The 18,537-nt window shown below is 32.2% G+C and carries 15 protein-coding genes and 1 tRNA gene; 6 read left to right on the plus strand and 10 right to left on the minus strand.

The genetic code is table 11. The features are described 5' to 3' along the window. Positions 1-2: 2 nt before the first annotated feature. The 4 genes from ACZ5EP_RS07325 to ACZ5EP_RS07340 form a co-directional block, all read right to left on the minus strand. The gene (locus ACZ5EP_RS07325; protein WP_127679206.1) at positions 3-917 is read right to left on the minus strand and encodes a branched-chain amino acid ABC transporter permease; all 915 of its coding nucleotides are present in this window, start codon (positions 915-917) and stop codon (positions 3-5) included. Then, entirely contained in the window at positions 918-1,349 is a 432-nt protein-coding gene (locus ACZ5EP_RS07330) for a PAS domain-containing protein (protein ID WP_246831072.1), read from the minus strand. A gap of 1 nt (position 1,350) precedes the next feature. Then, the gene (locus ACZ5EP_RS07335) at positions 1,351-3,018 is read right to left on the minus strand and encodes an oxygen-binding di-iron domain-containing protein (RefSeq protein ID WP_464508568.1); all 1,668 of its coding nucleotides are present in this window, start codon (positions 3,016-3,018) and stop codon (positions 1,351-1,353) included. A gap of 84 nt (positions 3,019-3,102) precedes the next feature. After that, entirely contained in the window at positions 3,103-4,242 is a 1,140-nt protein-coding gene (locus ACZ5EP_RS07340) for an ABC transporter substrate-binding protein (RefSeq protein WP_127679204.1), read from the minus strand. 75 nt (positions 4,243-4,317) lie between these two features. Here ACZ5EP_RS07340 and serS point away from each other — a divergent pair, with 75 nt between their 5' ends. The 5 genes from serS to ACZ5EP_RS07365 all read left to right on the plus strand — a co-directional run bounded on the left by serS (position 4,318) and on the right by ACZ5EP_RS07365 (position 9,082). Continuing rightward, complete coding sequence (gene serS, locus ACZ5EP_RS07345) at positions 4,318-5,568, plus strand: serine--tRNA ligase (protein ID WP_464508570.1); 1,251 nt, start codon at positions 4,318-4,320, stop codon at positions 5,566-5,568. A gap of 8 nt (positions 5,569-5,576) precedes the next feature. Continuing rightward, a complete protein-coding gene (locus ACZ5EP_RS07350; protein ID WP_464508571.1) occupies positions 5,577-7,799 on the plus strand; it encodes a tetratricopeptide repeat protein in 2,223 nt (740 codons plus the stop codon). An 82-nt stretch (positions 7,800-7,881) separates the two neighbouring features. After that, positions 7,882-8,628, plus strand: a complete 747-nt coding sequence (locus tag ACZ5EP_RS07355) for a Bax inhibitor-1/YccA family protein (protein ID WP_464508573.1) — start codon at positions 7,882-7,884, stop codon at positions 8,626-8,628. Continuing rightward, positions 8,618-9,016: a thiamine-phosphate pyrophosphorylase gene (locus tag ACZ5EP_RS07360; protein WP_464508574.1), complete on the plus strand. Its 399-nt coding sequence runs from the start codon at positions 8,618-8,620 to the stop codon at positions 9,014-9,016. The genes ACZ5EP_RS07355 and ACZ5EP_RS07360 overlap by 11 nt, the downstream gene beginning before the upstream one ends. Further along, positions 9,007-9,082: transfer RNA gene (locus ACZ5EP_RS07365), tRNA-Ala, on the plus strand. Before ACZ5EP_RS07360 ends, ACZ5EP_RS07365 begins: the two co-directional genes overlap by 10 nt. Before the next feature lie 107 nt (positions 9,083-9,189). Here the strand turns inward: ACZ5EP_RS07365 and ACZ5EP_RS07370 are convergent. The 6 genes from ACZ5EP_RS07370 to ACZ5EP_RS07395 all read right to left on the minus strand — a co-directional run bounded on the left by ACZ5EP_RS07370 (position 9,190) and on the right by ACZ5EP_RS07395 (position 17,180). Further along, positions 9,190-10,182, minus strand: coding sequence for a DUF4365 domain-containing protein (locus ACZ5EP_RS07370; protein WP_464508575.1), 993 nt, complete (start codon positions 10,180-10,182; stop codon positions 9,190-9,192). A gap of 42 nt (positions 10,183-10,224) precedes the next feature. After that, positions 10,225-12,948, minus strand: a complete 2,724-nt coding sequence (locus ACZ5EP_RS07375) for a type I restriction endonuclease subunit R (protein WP_464508576.1) — start codon at positions 12,946-12,948, stop codon at positions 10,225-10,227. Further along, a complete protein-coding gene (locus ACZ5EP_RS07380) occupies positions 12,949-13,428 on the minus strand; it encodes a hypothetical protein (RefSeq protein WP_464508577.1) in 480 nt (159 codons plus the stop codon). A gap of 12 nt (positions 13,429-13,440) precedes the next feature. Next, complete coding sequence (locus tag ACZ5EP_RS07385) at positions 13,441-14,640, minus strand: restriction endonuclease subunit S (protein WP_464508579.1); 1,200 nt, start codon at positions 14,638-14,640, stop codon at positions 13,441-13,443. Then, on the minus strand, positions 14,637-15,491 hold the full coding sequence (locus tag ACZ5EP_RS07390; protein WP_464508580.1) for an Abi family protein: 855 nt from the start codon (positions 15,489-15,491) through the stop codon (positions 14,637-14,639). The genes ACZ5EP_RS07385 and ACZ5EP_RS07390 overlap by 4 nt, the downstream gene beginning before the upstream one ends. 111 nt (positions 15,492-15,602) lie before the next feature. Next, complete coding sequence (locus ACZ5EP_RS07395) at positions 15,603-17,180, minus strand: type I restriction-modification system subunit M (protein ID WP_464508582.1); 1,578 nt, start codon at positions 17,178-17,180, stop codon at positions 15,603-15,605. Positions 17,181-17,728: 548 nt separating this feature from the next. On the opposite strand from ACZ5EP_RS07395, the gene ACZ5EP_RS07400 reads away from it, so the two are divergent. Beyond that, positions 17,729-18,526 (plus strand): DUF932 domain-containing protein, encoded by a 798-nt coding sequence (locus ACZ5EP_RS07400; RefSeq protein WP_464508583.1) that lies wholly within the window; start codon positions 17,729-17,731, stop codon positions 18,524-18,526. Positions 18,527-18,537 lie beyond the last annotated feature (11 nt).

The raw sequence follows: 18,537 nt of genomic DNA on the forward strand, positions 1-18,537 counted from the left end.
TATTAAAACCTTTGTCTTTCAAAGTCTATTCCCATAATACCTGTAGGTTTAAATAAAAGTACGAAAATCAGGAATATAAATGCAAACGCATCTTTCCATCCCCCTAGTTCAGGGAAGAATCCAGGAACCGCAACTTCAGCAAATCCTAAAATAAATCCACCAATAACCGCACCTGTAACACTTCCGATACCTCCTACAACAGCAGCGGCAAATGCTTTAAGACCAACAAGCATACCCATATACGGGTCAATACTCGGATAAGCCATCGCATAAGCTATACCGCCGATTGCGGCAAGACCGCTTCCTAATGCGAATACAAACGCAATAATTTTATTAGAATCCGCTCCCATAAGCTTTACTGTCTGGATATCAAATGCAAGAGCCCTAATAGCAATACCGATTTTTGTTCTGTATAAAATAAAAAGTACAAGTCCCAACAAAGCAAGCGTTAAAATAGGTACGAGTATAGTTAACACCGGCACTGTTAATGAACCTATATGAATAATGTGAGAAAACCATTTTGGAAAATAAAACGCCTGATAAGTACCTCCTAGATACTGGTTGGCAATTACGTTAAATAAAGATTCAAGGAAAAACGAAATACCGATTGCTGTAATTAAAAGTGAAATTTTAGGCGCACCTTTGTCAAGCAAAGGTTTATATGCGCTTGCATATGTCAAAATACCCACTGCAGCCGTAAAAATAATTGCAAACAGCACAGCTACATAAAAGTTAAGCCCTAATATTTTAAAAAAGATAAACGCCATAAAAGCGCCTACCATCATAATATCTCCGTGTGCAAAGTTGATTAGTCTAAGAACACCGTAAACCAATGTATACCCGATAGCGATAAGGGCATACATACTACCTAATGAAAAACCGTTTACAATTTGCTGTAAAACAAATCCAACATCCATCTACTTTTCCTTTTCTCTCATTTCTTTGTAAATTTTTTCGTACTCTTTTTTCACTTCGTCACTGATACTTCTTCTCGCAGAAATAAAACCGATTATAGCATTATTTTCGTCTTTTATAGGCATAATTGTGGCTTCTACCCAGTAATATTTTCCATCTTTTCTTAAATTTTTTACAATTCCGCTCCATTCTTCACCTTTTAAAATGGTATCCCACATCTCTTCAAATACTTTTTTAGGCATGTCAGGATGTCTTACAATATTATGAGGACGTCCTTCCATCTCCCCTTTATCATATCCGGACAATGCTCTGAATACCGAATTGGTATATGTGATTTTTCCTCTGATATCTGTTTTTGAAACAACCGGTCTGTTTTCTTTATTGACATCTTCAAAACGGACCTCTTCGTCAACAACCTTCACCATTCTGCTCATTTTATCCCCCCTTTTCGCAGACTACTTTATTTCTACCTTGTTTTTTAGCAAAATAAACCTTTCTGTCAACTTTTAATATTAAATCTTCTATTCCGTCATTTTCTTTGTCAAATTCGCATACACCAGCACTTATGGTTATTTTAACGCTTTTTTTGTCGCAGAATGTATATTCTTCTACCAGACTTCTGAAATATTCCAGTTTTTTACATGCATTTTCACAATCCGTAAAAGGCATAATAATAAATATTTCTTCCCCGCCGTATCTCGAAACAATATCTGAACCTCTGAAATTATTTTTAAGAAGCTCTGAAAGCTCTTTTAAAACACAGTCTCCTATCAAATGTCCGTATGTATCGTTTATTTTTTTGAAAAAATCTATATCTATCATAGCAACGCTTAAAGGAAAATTATAACGTTTGGCTTCTTCTATTTTTTTGTTTAAAAATTCTTTCATATATTCTCTGTTGTAAAGTTTAGTCAAAGGATCCGTAATAGATTTTTCGTAAAGTTTTTTATTGTTGTCTTCCAATTCTCTTAATATCAGCTCTTTTTCCAATGAAATGGCCACAGGCACCGCAATTTTATTTAAAAGCATTTCAAGAAGTTTTTTTTCTCTTTTATTCATATTTTTATTGATTATAATATAGATATCGCCTATTTTTTTATCATTTTGTTTAAGCTCTTTTTTGAACGAGTAATTTTCATCCATCTTGTCAATTTCTACGATTTTATGGTCCTCCCCGAAAGAAAAACAGTGCTCTGCCTCCGATAAAGGGGAAATACCACAGATTTCTATTTTTTGTATAGACGGTATAACTTTTTTAATATTGTCAAAAAGATTTCTAAGCACTAGATTAAAAGAACTGAGAGAAACCGTGTCTTTAAAAAACTGTTTTAAAACCTCATCCGTTTTATTTAAAATATACAAATCACTCTCATAATCGTCTAAAAGGTAAAGCCCGCATTCCAGATCTTTTAATTTTTCTATTAACGGATTTATCAAATCTTTTTTTATAATCGACCCATGTTGAGGCGCTATCATTAAAGGATGTTTTTTCTGCACCTGTTTTAACGCATGATGGAGTACTTCCTGACTCGGCATGTAATGTTTATGAAAAGGTTTTGCCGCTTCAAAATAATCGTCCACATTCTTCGCAAACAAAGAAAACTCCTCCGTCAATCCGCCGAAAAGATCGCTTGAAAAAAGAATCCCGGTTTTTTTGTCATAAGTACAAAAAGCTCCCGGAAAATGCGCATACGGAGTAAATACGAACTCCAATTCCCTCTTGCCGGCTTTGAGTTTCCAGTTATGCTGGTCTATAAGGTAAAACGGCGTCTCCCACATGTAATGTTTAAGAAGCATTTCCGTACGCCAGTGTGTAACTATATATCTTTCGGCTTTCGGCATTATTTTTTCAAATGTAGAATAGCATCCCACTATATCAGGATCCTGATGATGCATTATTATGTATTTTATATCTTTTAAATTTACTAAAGAATTTATTTTTTCCAAAACTACAGGAAAAGTTATCATACTGCCCGGGTCTATAAGTATAGACTCTTCTCCGTTCTTAATTAAATAAACATGGCACTGAAAAGGATCGTCGGGTATAACATACCCTACCCAAAACACATCATGTGCTATTTCTATCGGTTTACTAAAATCCATTTTTCCTCTTTTTTATAAAAATACTAAATAGCATTTTATAATGCGCTTTAGTATTTTTACTCCCAAAAGGGAGAAAAACTGTAATTAAGGCTTAATTAGCTCTTTAAATACAACTTTACCGTCTTTAATTGCTTCAATAACAGCCGGTTTGTCAACTGGGTTTCCAGTTTTAGGATCAATTGTTAAATAACCTGTAACAGCTTCAAGGTTTTTAGTATGTCTTAAAGCATCGTTAATACACTGTTTGAATTGAAGATTTGTTTTATTTGCTTTAGTATCGCATTGTTTAATTGCGTTATAAATTAATAGATATCCGTCAGCTCCAGTTGCTGCGAATGCACTTGGAAGTCTTCCGTATTTAGCTTTGAAATCTTTAATAAACTGTTTTGATAACGGAGTAGGCGCTTTTGCAGGGTCGAAATGGTCAGTATACATTACGCCGTTTGCAGCTTTTCCTGCAAGTTTTTTAAGTAGTCCAGGATCCGCAATACCGTCACCACCCATTACAGGCGCTTTAACTCCAGCCGCTCTTAACTGTCTTAAGAACAGTCCTTCTTCAGGTGCATAAATCGGAGTATAGATAAACTGAGGATGAAGTTTTTTAATCTGTGCAACCTGTGCGTTGAAGTCTTTATCACCAGTATTGATAAATAGTTTTTTAAGAATTTTTCCTCCGCCTTGTTTATAAGCTTTTTCAAAAGCTCTGGCAAGACCTACAGAATAATCCTGTTTCATATCGAATACAACTACTGCATTTTTAAGGTTGTGTTTAAGTGCGTATTTAGCAGCCACAGTACCTTGGAAATCATCTGTAAAACATGCCCTTGTTAGATATTTGCTACCTTTTGTAACTCTTGGGTTTGTAGCAATCTGTGTAACTGTAGGAGTTTTAGTAGCTCCTGCGAATCTTTTTACAGCTAATGCCATTGAACTTGCAAGAGGCCCTTCAATTGCAACTACGTTTTCACCGCTAGCTAATCTTTTATAACCGTTAACAGTCTGTACTTTGTCAAACTGATTGTCAACTACAACCAATACGATTTTATCACCGTTTGGAAGTTTGTTGTATTTTTCATGTACAAGTTTAATACCGTCAAGTGTTTTTTGACCAAATGACGCAATAGGTCCTGTTAATGGTTGTAAAACACCAACTTTAATATCTTTCGCCATTAAAGTACTTGCAACTAATGCGCTAAGCCCCAATGCTAATAATTTCTTTTTCATTCACGCTCCTTTTATGTTAAAATTACCCAAGTATTATACCAAAAATGAAATTACTATAAAGAATAAAGGAATTTAATGATAGATTTGAAGCTGCTTGAAAAAAATTTTGACGAAACAGCTAAACGCCTGCAGTTAAAAGGCGTAGATGAAAAAAGCCTTGAAGAGATTAAAAACCTTTTTAAAGAAAAAAAAGAGATAAAAACAGCTCTTGATAAACTTCTTGAAAAAAGAAACTCTCTTTCAAAACAGATCGGCGCCCTTATGAAAGACGGAAAAAAAGAAGAAGCTGAAAACATTAAAAAAGAAGTTTCCGACTTAAAACAGCATATTTCAGAACTGGAAGAAAAACTGAAATCCATAGACGACGAATTAATGCAAAAAGCCCTCGTCATTCCGAATATTCCGGATGAAGACGTACCGGTAGGAAAAGACGAAGACGAAAATGTTGAAATTGAAAGAATCGGAGAGCCGAGAAAGTTCGACTTTGAACCGAAACCTCACGATGAACTCGGAGAAAAGCTGGACTGGCTTGATTTTGTCAGAGGAGTAAAACTCGCAAAAAGCCGTTTTACGGTTATGAAGAAAGACGCCGCAAGACTTGAGAGGGCATTAATAAACTTCTTTTTAGACCACAACAGAGAATGGGGGTTTGAAGAGGTATATGTTCCTTTTATGGTCAATAAAGAGACAATGACAGGCACAGGACAGCTTCCGAAATTCGAAGAGGACCTGTTTAAAATTGAAAATGAAGATTTATATCTTATTCCTACAGCTGAAGTGCCTTTAACCAATCTTTTCAGAGACGAAATAATTCCTGATTTAAACGAACCTATTAAACTGACGGCTTATACGCCGTGTTTCAGAAAAGAAGCCGGAAGTTACGGAAAAGACACCAAAGGAATCATAAGACAGCATCAGTTTGACAAAGTGGAGCTCGTAGCCATCACCCGTCCTGAAGAGAGCGATAAAATGTTTGAAGAAATGGTAAAATGTGCCGGAAGCGCTTTAGAAAAGCTGGGTCTTCCTTACAGGAAACTCATGCTCTGTACCGGAGATTTGGGATTCAGCGCGGCAAAAACAATAGATCTGGAAGTATGGATTCCTTCACAAAACAGATACAGGGAAATAAGTTCCGTTTCAAATACAAGGGATTTTCAGGCCAGAAGGGCAAAAATCAGATATAAAGACGGCAAGAAAAACAGACTAGTTCATACATTAAACGGAAGTTCGCTGGCCGTCGGAAGAACTCTCGTGGCGATTATGGAAAATTACCAGACAAAAGACGGAAATATCGAAATACCTGAAGCTTTAAAAAAATACTTATAAGGTAAAATGTGGCTGAAGAGAACAAAACCAATTCTCAAGACGAAAACGTCATCGTAATTGAAGAAGGGGAAAAAGAAGAAAAAAAGAAAAACAAATTAATATACATAATTATTATTCTTCTTTTGGTTACCATTATATTGGTTTTGGTTCTGGCCGCCGTTATAATCATTAAGAAAAAACGTGAAGCCGAAACACCGGCTCAGCCGCAGGAAATTGCGCAGATAACCAAAAAACTTGAAAAACGGCACATTATACAAAAAGACGAAATAAAACAGCTTATCAAAAAAGCGACAATTCTTTATGAAAAGGGCAATAAAATAAAAGCCCTTCAGCTTCTTAACAAACTTTCCAGTTATTCTGAAGCACTTTCCTATTACAATTTAGGAGTTATAAAACTGGAAGAAAAAAACTATAAAAAAGCTCTTGAATACTTCCAAAAAGCCATTAAAAACAAAGACAACAGAGCCTTAAGCGCCATTAACGCCACATATGCCGCCTTGATGATGGGCAATAAAAAACTTTTTAACTACTACAGAAATCTGGCATATACGTTTCTTCCTGAAATTGCCAAATTAAAAAGCTACCCTTACTATTATGCGGTTGTTATGTATTATATGGGATATGAGTTTGAAGCCATTCCGGCTTTAAAAACAAAAAACTTATATAAAGAAAAATCTGAAAAACTTTTAAGCGCTATATATGAATACTACCAGGATTTCACCAAAGCACAGGCAATTGAAAACAATCCTTTCTACAAAGGGATATCCCTTGCAAGAATAGGCGAATACTCCCTGGCCAAAAACTATCTTTCAATGTCCGATTTAAACGAGTCCCAGTTTGCTTTGGGACTGGTGGATTTAAAACTTTCCTATTTTAAAGAAGCATCAAGAATATTTAAAAAATTCCAAGACAATAACATATATCCGATTTTAGTGTATTTAAAACCTTCTTTATTTGAAACAAAAACCGCTCAAAAAGAGTTTCAAAAATCATTTTTAAAACAAAAAGAAGATTTCTACGACCTGTTCTTCTACTATGCTCCTTATAAAGTATTTAATATGAATCAGACTATCTCCTATCTGAAAAAAGGTATTGCCGGAATACCTATAGGCTCAATTGAAGAATCACAGTCATATTTAAGCAAAAGTGCTACTTATTCAGCATTAAACATTAAAATTTCCCATGCGCTGAAACTGGCTCTTAACGGCCATATATATCTGGCTAACAAAGAATTTCAAAAACTTATCAAACACAGAGAAACATCATATATCCTCCATTACGACCTGGCGCTAACCTATGCACAGCTTGGAGATTACAAAAATGCTTATATCCATTTCCTTAGGGCATATCATTTGAATCCTAACGATTTAAAAAGCGGTATTTACGCACTTATGGCTCTCGGCAAACTTAAAAAAACAAACGACTACCTCATAGCTTCTATCAAAGAAGATTTAAATTCAAATACTCCTTTAGAAGAAGCCTTGCTTGCCATTACTCAAAACAATACAGTAAAAATGGCGGCGTTTTTAGACAAAAACGATAAAAACAATCCAACCTGGATAATAGCAAGACTGACTTCAAAAGCTCTATTGGACAGAGACTTTACATATGAAGCGTTAAAACTCAAAAGCATGTATCCTAATGAGATCATCGCCAATCTTTTATATTTTTACGCAACCAATAAAAATCTGCCTGTATATAAACAGGCTTTGAATTATCAGTCTCTGTTTTTTTCACAGCATTTTGATATGAACGATTTTTATTACGGAGCCAAAATAGTCAGAGACTGGTATTTTACCTTCGCAAAAATTTCAGGTTTACTAAACAAAGTCCGATTAAATTTAATAAAAAAAGCAAAAAAAGAAAACTTCGATCTTATACCTATATTAAAGAGGGTGGCTTTTGCAGATCTGTATACCAAACATTTTGAAGAAGCTTATGTAATTTACAATGACTTAATCAACAACAAAAACGTAATGGACCCTCATACGCTTTATCATGCCGCAGTAGCCGCAATAGGCGCCAATCATCATGCCAACGCAGTGGCTTTAATGGAACTGGCAAAACTTAAAAACCCTACCTATTACGAAGCCAGATACGGACTTGGACTTTTATGGCAGGAAGCAAACAATTTAAGAGCGGCATCTATACAGTATTCGAGAATTCCGGACGGATTTGAAAGTAAATATTTCGACTTTAATATCAAGCCTCCTTCCAATCAACAATTTTAATTCTTAAAACCCCTCAAAAGCGATTTTAACACTAATTTAATCCTTTTTGTTGTATAATCTCAATAAAAAAAGAGGAGGTTTTATGAAATTCAGCTCTAATGACTTTGGCGGCAACCCAAAAAATGTAGATTTGCAAACAGAAAAAACAGTAAATAATTATACTCACACACACGAAATTACGGATATTAACGCATTTGTTAAAAGAACTTACCAGCTGCTTGCAGGTTCATTAATAGCGGGAGCTGTAGGCGCATATGTTGGAATGGGCTTCGTCGGCAATATGGTAAATTATGCTACGGGTTCTTTAACGTTTACTTACTGGGGTGCTGTAATATTAGAATTTATTCTTCTGTTCGGTCTGTTCGCCGCTAAAAATAAAACTCCTCTTAATCTTGTGCTTTTATTTGCTTTTACTTTTATGACAGGATTTACCCTAGCACCTACATTAGCTATGTACATTGCCGCTAATATGGGATACGTAATCGGTGAAGCGTTCGGACTGACTGCAGTCGCTTTTGCTTCTTTGACAATCTTTGCAATGAATACAAAAAGAGACTTTTCAACAATGGGTAAAGTTCTGTTTATTACATTAATAATAGTAATCGTAGCAAGTATTGCCAATATTTTCCTTCATCTGCCTATGCTGCAGCTTGCAATAGCAAGTGTAAGCGCAATACTTTTCAGCTTTTTTATATTATACGACACTCAAAACATAATAAGAGGAAACGTATCAAGCGAAATAGAAGCCGCAGTTGCGCTATATCTAGATTTTCTAAACCTATTTATATCTTTACTTCAAATCTTAGGATTCTTAAACAGTGACGACTAATCCTCCTCTTTTCCGCACTATAGACGCCAATATTAACAGATACAAAGAAGGTATAAGGGTAGTTGAAGATATTTTAAGATACGAATTCGACTCTCCTTTGGCTAAAGAATTAAAAAAATTAAGACATATTAATATCCCGGATTATGAAAAGTATGTCGAATACAGAGATTCAATAAACGATATACTTAAACCGTCCACAAAAAGCGAACAGCAAAGAAGCTCAATAAAAGAAATAGTTATAGCAAATTTAAAAAGATCTCAAGAAAGTGCAAGGGTTTTGGAAGAAAGTTTTAAACTTTTTGATATAATAACATCTGAAAAATTCAAAACCGCCAGATATAACCTTTATAATCTGGAAAAAGAAATACTCAAACTTCTGGGGACATAGCTCAGCTGGTAGAGCACCACGCTGGCAGCGTGGTGGTCACGGGTTCGAGTCCCGTTGTCTCCACCATGATTCATAAACTCCCGAAATTTAGGTATTTCCAACAATCAAATTCAAACAGTGTCAGTTGTTTTCGTGGGATTTTAACTGACAGTGTGACTGACAGTTTAAAAAATTTATTTAGTTAATAACTTTCTTAGTAACTTTAATTGCTTATATTTATGATAATCAATATTTATTTTTAAAAGACTTTCCATAATCAAATAACAATCTCCTTTTACATTAGCTGAAAAATAATCACATACAAATTTAGCAAACTTTCTACCTCTATTTGTTAAAGGAGCTAAAAACATCGATTGCATATATCTCTCTTTATAATCAATTAAATAGCTTAAATAATCAACATTAGCTAACTTCTGATTTATTAAAAACCTTACATATTGATGTAAAAAATCATGTTCCATTGGTCCACATCCAATATAATCACATTCTGATAAACTCTCACTTAAATCCCATGCTAACTGCATACTAAAATATAAATGCATACCTAAATTTGTTAAACCACCTAAAAATAGTTCTAAAAAATTAATATTAAAATCTATACTTCCACTCCATCGTTTGTGCATATAATTCATCAATTTTTCAAAATCTTCAATATATTCAAAATCACTCTTAACACTTGGAAACCATATTGACAATTCATTAATATTCTCTAAAGAAATTGTATTTGGAATTATAGATTTACCATAAATAATGAACAAATCGTTTTTATCTTTTAATTCATTTTTTACTATAATATATTTTTTGTTATTAGAGGGATTTTTTAAATAAATACTAACATTTTCATAATAAATTTTTTGATTCTTTGGATTGTATAAAATCAAATATACTGGAAGTGGAAAAGTTTCCCAATATTCAATATGCTTTTTATTAAAATAAAATTTAAAACCATCATTAACTTTATTATTAAAATAGCTCTCCCCTGATTTTATTTGAACTGCTATCATTTCTCCAGTAACTTTTCCATTTTCATTAACATATTCTACAATTCCATCTAATCCAACATCGTTATTAGTAGTCTCTCTAAAAATTAGCCCAAATTCAGATATTTTATAAGCAAAAAAATGAACTCCCTTTCTCTCTTCTACATTTGCATGAGGATAAAGCATTTTAACCCTTTATTTTGTTTTGTATTTTACTTCAAAACAATCTTACCACTCAAACATTTCAATAAATTTAATAATCTGAGCTTTCACTTGTTTAGCTACTTTATTTCTTTGAAGTAATTTTGGTTTATAGTAAAGTGCTTTTATTATCTCATCATTTTTTGGAAATTTGCCGCTAAATTCGTATTCTTTAATAAACTCTTTTAATTTTTCAAAATCTGCATTTATCTCTTTTGCCATTGTTTTTAGCTTTTCTTCTTTCTTTTCATCCCAGAATCTATCAAACTCTTCTTTTATATTTTCTTTGCTGACTTGTTTTAGGTTGTTGTTAATAAATTCTTCAATAAGTTCTTTTTTGTCTCTTAATTTAATATCTCTGTCAAACTGTTTAAGAAGTTCTTCTTTTTTCTTAACATATTCGTCACTTTCAAATAGCGTATCTTCTTTAAGAGATGTTAAAAGATTAATTATGTAATCGTAATTGATTAAATCGCTTCTTATAAGCTCTATCGAAAAATCTATTTCGTTAATTGGTGAATCATCACTTTCGGTCTTTGATTCATTGTATATATCCAAATACACACTTATATAATCAAAAAATTCCTCTTCATTCACATCCACATCATCAAAGCTAAAATCTACATAAGTTTCAAGTGATGATTTAAGCTTTAAAATTTCCCTGAATGTTTTCACAAACTCAATTTTTTCCTCTTCACTCTTTAGATTTAATACATCAACAGGGGTTTCAAATTTATCTTTAAACAAAGTCCAAAGTTTTATAAAATCGTCTCTTACTTCTTCATACTCTCTTTTTAGAACTATATCGTTTTTGTCTTTATTGCCAAACAGTTCAAGTGCTTTATCAACGTTCGGCTTTAAATCTCTAAACGCTACAATATTGCCGTATGGTTTTGAGGAGTCAAGCACTCTGTTTGTTCTTGAAAATGCTTGAATGAGTCCGTGATATTTTAGGTTTTTATCAACATATAAGGTATTTAATCTCTTATGGTCAAATCCCGTTAAAAGCATTCCTACCACTATTACAATATCGAGTTCATTGTTTTTAATTCGTTTTTGGAGGTCTATGTAGTATCTATAAAATTCACTTCCGCTAAAATTTGTTTTAAACAGTTTGTTATAATCTTTTATAGCCATTTCAAGCATATCTTTGCTTCTTTTGTCTACTTCTTTTGTATCAGGGTCTATGTCTATATCTTCATTTGCAGCATAAGTAAATACTACTCCGACTTTTAAATCGTGATTTTTTTCTTTAAATGTTTCATAATACATCATTGCCATATCTTTGCTTGCAGTTGCAAGAAGGGCATTAAATTTTCTGTGTTTTGTTTTTTTGTCGTGTATTTCTATTATTTTATCTACAATTTTAGAAATTCTATCCTTATTAAGAAGTTGCTCTTCTTTTACATCTTCATCCGTCGTATTAAAATACTCTATCATAAATCCAAGCACATTCCCATCAGCAATGGCATCAGTTATTACATATCTATGTAAAGCTTTTCCGAATATATCGGCGGTTGTGGTATTGTCGATTTTATTTTCTTCAAATATAGGCGTTCCCGTAAATCCAAACATTATGGAATTACGGAAAAACTTCTTAATTTCTGCGTTTGTTTTACCGAACTGATTTCTATGACATTCATCAAAAATCAAAACCACTTTTTTATCTCTTATATCTTCAAGCTCATCTTTTTTTATTGCAAGTGATAGTTTTTGAATGGTTGTAACTATCAGCTTTTTATCGCCTTTTAGTTGCTTTACAAGGGTGGAAGTATTTTCTGTCCCTTCAATTGAAGCGTCAAACTTTTTAAATTCTTTTATAGTTTGAATATCCAAATCTTTCCTGTCAACCACAAACATAACTTTATCAACTTCCGGTATTTTTGAGATTATCTGAGAAGCTTTAAAAGAAGTTAAAGTCTTTCCACTTCCTGTTGTGTGCCAAATATAACCGCCTTTTTGCTCTTTGAATAGTTTGACTTGTTTTATAATTTTTTCAACCGCATAATATTGATATGGTCTTAGGATAAACATCTGACTTGTCTCTTCGCTTACTACAACATACTCACCGATAAACTTAGCCAAAAAGCAAGGCTTTAAAAAATTATCACTAAATTCAAATATATTGTGATAAGCATTATTTTCTTCATCACTCCAATTAAAAGTAAAGTTAAAACTAAGATTTGAATTATTTGCAAAATATTTCGTATCTGTTTTATTTGAGATTATAAACATCTGGATATATTCAAAAAGTGTTTCGGTGTAGCTTTCAAGATGGTATCTTTTGACCTGATTAAACGCTTCTTTTAACTCAACTCCGTTTCTTTTAAGCTCCGCCTGAACAAGCGGCAAGCCGTTTACTAAAATAGTTACGTCGTATCTGTTTTTATACTTCCCTTCAACTTCTATCTGATTAGCTACCTCAAATATATTTTTACACCACTCTTCAGTGTCACTAACCCCTGAAAATTTAAAAAAGTCTATATAAACACTCTCGCCATTATCTCTTTCAAGACGATATTTTGAGCGAAGTAGTTTGGCTTTTTCTATCCTGTTTCCATTCATTAAGTATTTATAGATTTTGTTAAATTCATTATCACTAAGAGGTTCTTTTAATTTATCACTATTTAGAAGGTATATTTTTTCTTTTAAATTTTTCTTTAAATCTTCGTATGTTTTTATATTGCTTCTTTTGTAGCCAAGTGAAACTAATTTATCAATAAACTCATTTTCAAGGGTTAGTTCTTTCATTTATCCAACCTTCAATTGTTTTCTTAACTTTTTTCTTATTTTTGTTAATAATTCATCATATTTTTCTTTTAATTGTTTGTTGTTTTTAATGATTTCACTAATTATTTCATTCGATAAATTTGTGTCTCTTGATTTAATAAGATTTTCTTTGCCTACTTGATAGTTTTCAAAACTATTTAAAATCTTTATTAATTCTTGATAATCATTTTCTTCAATAATTAAACTATATTTTCTAATACTATTTTTTGTTCGTTTTAATTGGGAAATAAAATTTCTCATTTTTGAACTTTGAGCTTTTTCCCATAAATCATCAGCAATTATTTGTAACTCAACTAAATCACTCCATAATTTATTATACTGTTCAAATTGAAGGTCATAATATTTTAACGCTCTTTCTTTTTTTAGTTCTGATTTCCATCCCCAAAAAAGTAATAAAATTGTAGGAATGATACCTATTAAAGACACAATTACGGTTACCATTTATCTATTCTTTCACACAAACATCTTTTGAAGTAATCCACGTTTATATTCTTTTAGTTTATCCAAAAACTGTTCATTTAGCTCTATTTTTTCATCAATCCTGCTAAGGAATGAGGCTATTTTTTGCTGTTCTTCAATGGCTGGGGGTATAATTATTTTTAAATTAAAAAATTCTGTTTTACTTATTTCTTTTTGTCCTGTTCCACCCAATAAATATTCCACTCTTTTATAAAAATCTTTTCTTCCTAAATAATAAAAAATAAATTTTTTTTCTATTCCTTTTTCTTTTAAATGAAAAATAGCATTAGAAGTAACCATATTTACATACTCGTCAGTAACAATTCCAATACTGCCATTATGAAAATTTTGTTTACCAATTAATATATCTCCTGTTTCAACTAAAAAATATGGTCGTCCTTTTTCCGTTATATTAGGTTTCTTACCGGTTTTTTCTAATCCTTTTGTGTGCAATTTTATACTTAATACTTCATAGTTAGTAAGTTTTGATTTCGGAATTTTTTCTTTTTTTACTTCATATAGAACCTCCCCAAGCTTCTTTTCCACCCAATCTCCGCTGAACTTTGGAAATCTAAACTCTGGCACTCCATTTTTTACATTCAAAAGCTTTTGAAGAAGTCCTTTTTTATACTCTTTTAATTTTTCGATTTTTTTAGTAGTTATATCTATCTTTTCATCAACTACACTTAGAAACTTAGCTATCTTTTGTTGTTCAGCGAGAGTTGGTAAGTTCATTTTAAGAGTTAAAAAATCATTGAAATATATTCTTCTTTTCTCGATTAAAGAGCCTATTGCTACCTTGTTATATAGTTTAATTCTATTTGGATGTAAAAAGAAATATTCTAAAAATACAGGATTAAATTCCTTTTTACATTTAAATATATTGTAATATTTAGATACTTTTGCTTTATCTACGTTCTTTAATCTTGCTAATGCTCCAAATCTTATATTCATTGGGTTATAAGCAAATTGATTTTTATAAATGCTTACATAAGCATTTGTTTCGTCTTTTACTAAAAAATCTCTTTTGTATTTTTCAGTTTTAGGTACTAAACCTTCTCCTATAATTAAACTATATAATGGAAAGTTATCATTGTTTTCTGTTGACTTTATTTCTTCTATTACCTCCCCAAGCCTTTTTTCTTTCCACTCCCCACTAAATTCAGGAAATCTAATCTGTGGTATTTTTTTCATTGTAATGCCTTTAATATTGTTTCGTTTAATCCCATTTCATTTAATGGTATTTTGTAATTATTAGCTAACTCTATTACTTCATTTACAATATCGTTTTTGTTTATTTTGTTTAATAATAATTTCATTACAAGTAATGTATGAGATAATTTGTAAGTATCGTTATTAAAACACTCTTTATACTTTCGTGGTATTACAAATTTATGCGAGAAGGATTTATTCCATATTCTGCTATGGTGAGCACATTTGTTTCTTATTTCCGTTAAATGATAAAGGAAAGATTTAAAAATATGAACCGATTTTATTCCGTATTCTTTTGCTATTAATTTAGTATCTTTATCGTTAAGGTTATTTACCCATTTTGAAAGCTCTCCAAATGTCATAAGCTCAACACTCACCCAAATAGGCGGAAGCGGCTCTTTATATGTTTTTCTATAATGAATGGCAAATATCTCATCACTATCGTTAAAATTCTGTTTTAATTTTTCTATGCCGCTTTTATAATACTCTTTGTTTTTGAAAATAGTATCATCTAAAATTATATGGGGATTATTGTATTTTATTGCCAGAGTATAAGCAAAATTGCTTTTGATTGAAATTTCGATAGTTTGAAGATATTTTGAAAGCAGTAATCTTAATCCATTGTCAAAATTATATAAATTAACTACATCTTCAAAAGTAGCTTTTAATCCTTTTTTTTCAAAGTATAACCAATATCCTCTAAGTCTATAATAATTATGATGTTTTAAATAAAAAAAAGCTAAATCATCATTTTTACAAGCTATTTTGTAATATTCTTTTATATGATTTAGTTGTTCTTGTAGAGTTAAAGGAGGTTTGTTATATTTTTTCATAACGACCCCTCCATTTGAGCATGCCACATAAGTGGCAGAGGCTTGAGGGGTTCTGTTAGTGTAATTATATCACAGATATCGGCAATTTTTTTCTTTTTTTTATTTTTTTTTCTAAAAAGGCGTATCAATTTGTAACTCCTCGCAAAATTTAGCTATTTTTTCATCAATCTCCTGCTCTTTTTTGTTTAATTCTTTTATCTCTTTTGCTACTTCTGCAATATCCACAGGCTCTTCTTCTTCAAAGGTATCTATATATCTTGGAATATTAAGATTAAAGTCATTCTCTTTTATCTCTTCTAAGCTTGCCCTGTGGCTAAATTTTTCAACTTCTTTTCTATCTTTGTAAGTATCAATTATTTTTTGTATATGTTCATCTTTTAAGTAATTTTGGTTTTTGCCTTTTTCGTATAATTTGCTTGCGTCTATAAATAAGATATCATCATTCTCACGACATTTTTTAAATACTAATATACAAGCTGGAATAGTTGTTCCAAAAAATAAATTTTCAGCAAGTCCAATAACTGCATCAAGATAGTTAAATTTTTCAATTATAGCTTTTCTTATTTTTGCTTCTGATTTCTCTCTAAATAATACACCATGAGGCAAAACAACAGCCATCGTTCCATCATCGCTTAAATGATGAAGCATATGAGTAACAAAAGCATAATCAGCGTATGATTTAGGAGGAAGTGCCCCATAAGGTATAAATCTTTCGTCATTTGCTAAGGTCGGGTCGTCTTTACTTTTCCATTTAGCACTAAAAGGAGGATTGGCTACAATGGCTTCTGCTTCTAAATCAGGGAATTTATCATCCGTTAGGGTATCGCCTTGACGGATTGTAAAGTCTTTATAGTGAATTCCGTGCAATAACATATTCATTCTTGCAAGGTTGTAGGTGGTTCTGTTTAGTTCTTGTCCGTAAAAGTGCGAAATTTTTGCGTAATCTTTTGTTCTGATTAAAAGCGAGCCGCTTCCGCATGTAGGGTCGTAAACCGATTTGATTTTATCTTTGCCAAGAGTTACTATCTGAGCTAAAATTTTACTCACTTGTGCAGGAGTGTAAAACTCACCACCTTTTTTACCTGCACCCGCTGCAAACTCACCTATTAAATATTCATAAGCGTCTCCTAAAATATCACTTTTGGGATTTTTTATATCAAAATCAATTTTTGAGAGGCTTTTGAATATATCAACAATCAAAGCATTTTTGTCGTTTTCTGTTTTTCCAAGTTTTGGAGAAGTTAAATCCACATCTTCAAAAAGTCCTATAAAATCTTCTTCGCTTTCTCTTCCAAACACTCTGTTTTCAATAGCTTTTAAGGCGTTTTGCAAATCTTCGAGTATAAAAGTATCACTACCAAATTTCCCATTTGCTTTTTTTACAAGATAGTTAAAAAGTTCATTAGGTTTTAGGAAAAATCCAAGTGATTCAAACGAAGCTTCTTCAATTTCTTTAATAAGCTCATTATAACCTTCTGTTTTTTCGTTTAAATTTAGATAATCAACTCCCGTCTCTTCAACAAGTCCAAGTTCCTCATTTACATAAATTTCCTGCTTTTCGCTTAGATATTTATAAAAAATAAATCCCAAAATATAGTTTTTATACTCATCCGCATTCATTTTGCCTCTAAGCAAATCCGCTATGTTCCAAAGCTCTCTTTCCAATATGCGTTTTTGTTCGTCACTCATTTTCATCCTTTTTAATATTTCTATTGGCAAAGTTGTCGGTGTAATTGTTGAAGAATTCTTTCTTTCCCCTTTTGATTATTAAATTGTATCACATTTATCGTTTTTTCTAAGATGATTTTTTATTTGAAGCAAACAATACAATTGAATGTAAAGTGTTTATTTTGGCAAAACTGTCGGTGTAAATGCTCTCTTTTTCATACTTCAAACTCTTTTCGGAAAAACCCCTCTTTTCACGGTATCTATATGTGAAGGAGAGGTTATGTTCAGAATCACCGTTCTTGTCAGGTTTTTAATCCATCTAATCAAAAGGAGAAAAAATGAGGGAAATTCAGGTTCTTGTTGAAGCGGCGGTTATTGTTGCAGACATAGTGAAATCACTGCTTCAGAGCAGATGAAAAAAGCTGAAATTCTGTGTTATATACAAATGAGAAAAAACTCAAAAAGGAGGCTTTTATGAATGTTTTATTCAAGGTGTATTCAGGTATAAAAAAGGTATATTACGCAATGGATGCGGTCATAGAGACAATAGAAAGCATAAGGAGTAAAAAATGAGTCATTACATGCCGTTAAGCAACGAAATATTAAGGGAAAAAGCACCGAGTGTGTTTGCAGCTAAACCGATTGAAGACGTAAGCGACAGATACGCATTTATCCCTACAATCAGTGTGGTTGACGTATTCAGGGACAGCGGATGGTATCCCGTTGAAGTAAAGGAAAGCAGGGTCAGAACCCTTAATAAAAAAGGTTATCAGAAACATTTAATAAGATTCAGACACTTAGACCATATCCTTACAAAAGAAGACGACATTCCTGAAATTGTATTAACAAACTCACACGATAAAACATCGTCTTTTATCATTAAACTCGGAGTGTTCAGGTTTGTATGCGAAAACGGACTTGTGGTTGCAAGCAGTATGTTTGAATCTTTTAACATAAGACACATAGGCTACAACACTTTTAAGGTTGAAGAGGCGATAAACAGAATAGTCGAATATCTTCCGAATCTTAATGAGAAAATATCCCTTTACAAAAGCATTGAACTCTCACCTTACGAACAGCTCTCCCTTGCAAAAGCCGCAAAGGATATAAGGTTTGAAGATTATCATGAGATAGATTACGAATCAATGCTTAAAGTAAAAAGAAAAGGAGACGAGGGAAATGATTTATGGAAAGTATTTAACAGAATCGAGGAAAACTCTGTCAGAGGAGGAATCAAAGGCAGAAATGTTCTTACTGGCAGAAACTTTACCTCAAAGCCTGTTACAAACATTGACAAGCTACTGAAAATAAACGAAGAGCTTTTTAACATCACCGACAGATTTGCCAATATAAAACTGTCCGCTTAATAAAATCAAAC

It is taken from the genome of Nautilia abyssi, from assembly GCF_055388085.1.

Excerpts from the sequence above, each read along its gene's own strand:
- ACZ5EP_RS07325 (WP_127679206.1), bottom strand. The coding sequence starts at position 917 with ATGGATGTTGGATTTGTTTTACAGCAAATTGTAAACGGTTTTTCATTA.
- ACZ5EP_RS07330 (WP_246831072.1), bottom strand. The coding sequence starts at position 1,349 with ATGAGCAGAATGGTGAAGGTTGTTGACGAAGAGGTCCGTTTTGAAGAT.
- ACZ5EP_RS07335 (WP_464508568.1), bottom strand. The coding sequence starts at position 3,018 with ATGGATTTTAGTAAACCGATAGAAATAGCACATGATGTGTTTTGGGTA.
- ACZ5EP_RS07340 (WP_127679204.1), bottom strand. The coding sequence starts at position 4,242 with ATGAAAAAGAAATTATTAGCATTGGGGCTTAGCGCATTAGTTGCAAGT.
- serS (WP_464508570.1), top strand. The coding sequence starts at position 4,318 with ATGATAGATTTGAAGCTGCTTGAAAAAAATTTTGACGAAACAGCTAAA.
- ACZ5EP_RS07355 (WP_464508573.1), top strand. The coding sequence starts at position 7,882 with ATGAAATTCAGCTCTAATGACTTTGGCGGCAACCCAAAAAATGTAGAT.
- ACZ5EP_RS07370 (WP_464508575.1), bottom strand. The coding sequence starts at position 10,182 with ATGCTTTATCCTCATGCAAATGTAGAAGAGAGAAAGGGAGTTCATTTT.
- ACZ5EP_RS07375 (WP_464508576.1), bottom strand. The coding sequence starts at position 12,948 with ATGAAAGAACTAACCCTTGAAAATGAGTTTATTGATAAATTAGTTTCA.
- ACZ5EP_RS07380 (WP_464508577.1), bottom strand. The coding sequence starts at position 13,428 with ATGGTAACCGTAATTGTGTCTTTAATAGGTATCATTCCTACAATTTTA.
- ACZ5EP_RS07385 (WP_464508579.1), bottom strand. The coding sequence starts at position 14,640 with ATGAAAAAAATACCACAGATTAGATTTCCTGAATTTAGTGGGGAGTGG.
- ACZ5EP_RS07390 (WP_464508580.1), bottom strand. The coding sequence starts at position 15,491 with ATGAAAAAATATAACAAACCTCCTTTAACTCTACAAGAACAACTAAAT.
- ACZ5EP_RS07395 (WP_464508582.1), bottom strand. The coding sequence starts at position 17,180 with ATGAGTGACGAACAAAAACGCATATTGGAAAGAGAGCTTTGGAACATA.
- ACZ5EP_RS07400 (WP_464508583.1), top strand. The coding sequence starts at position 17,729 with ATGAGTCATTACATGCCGTTAAGCAACGAAATATTAAGGGAAAAAGCA.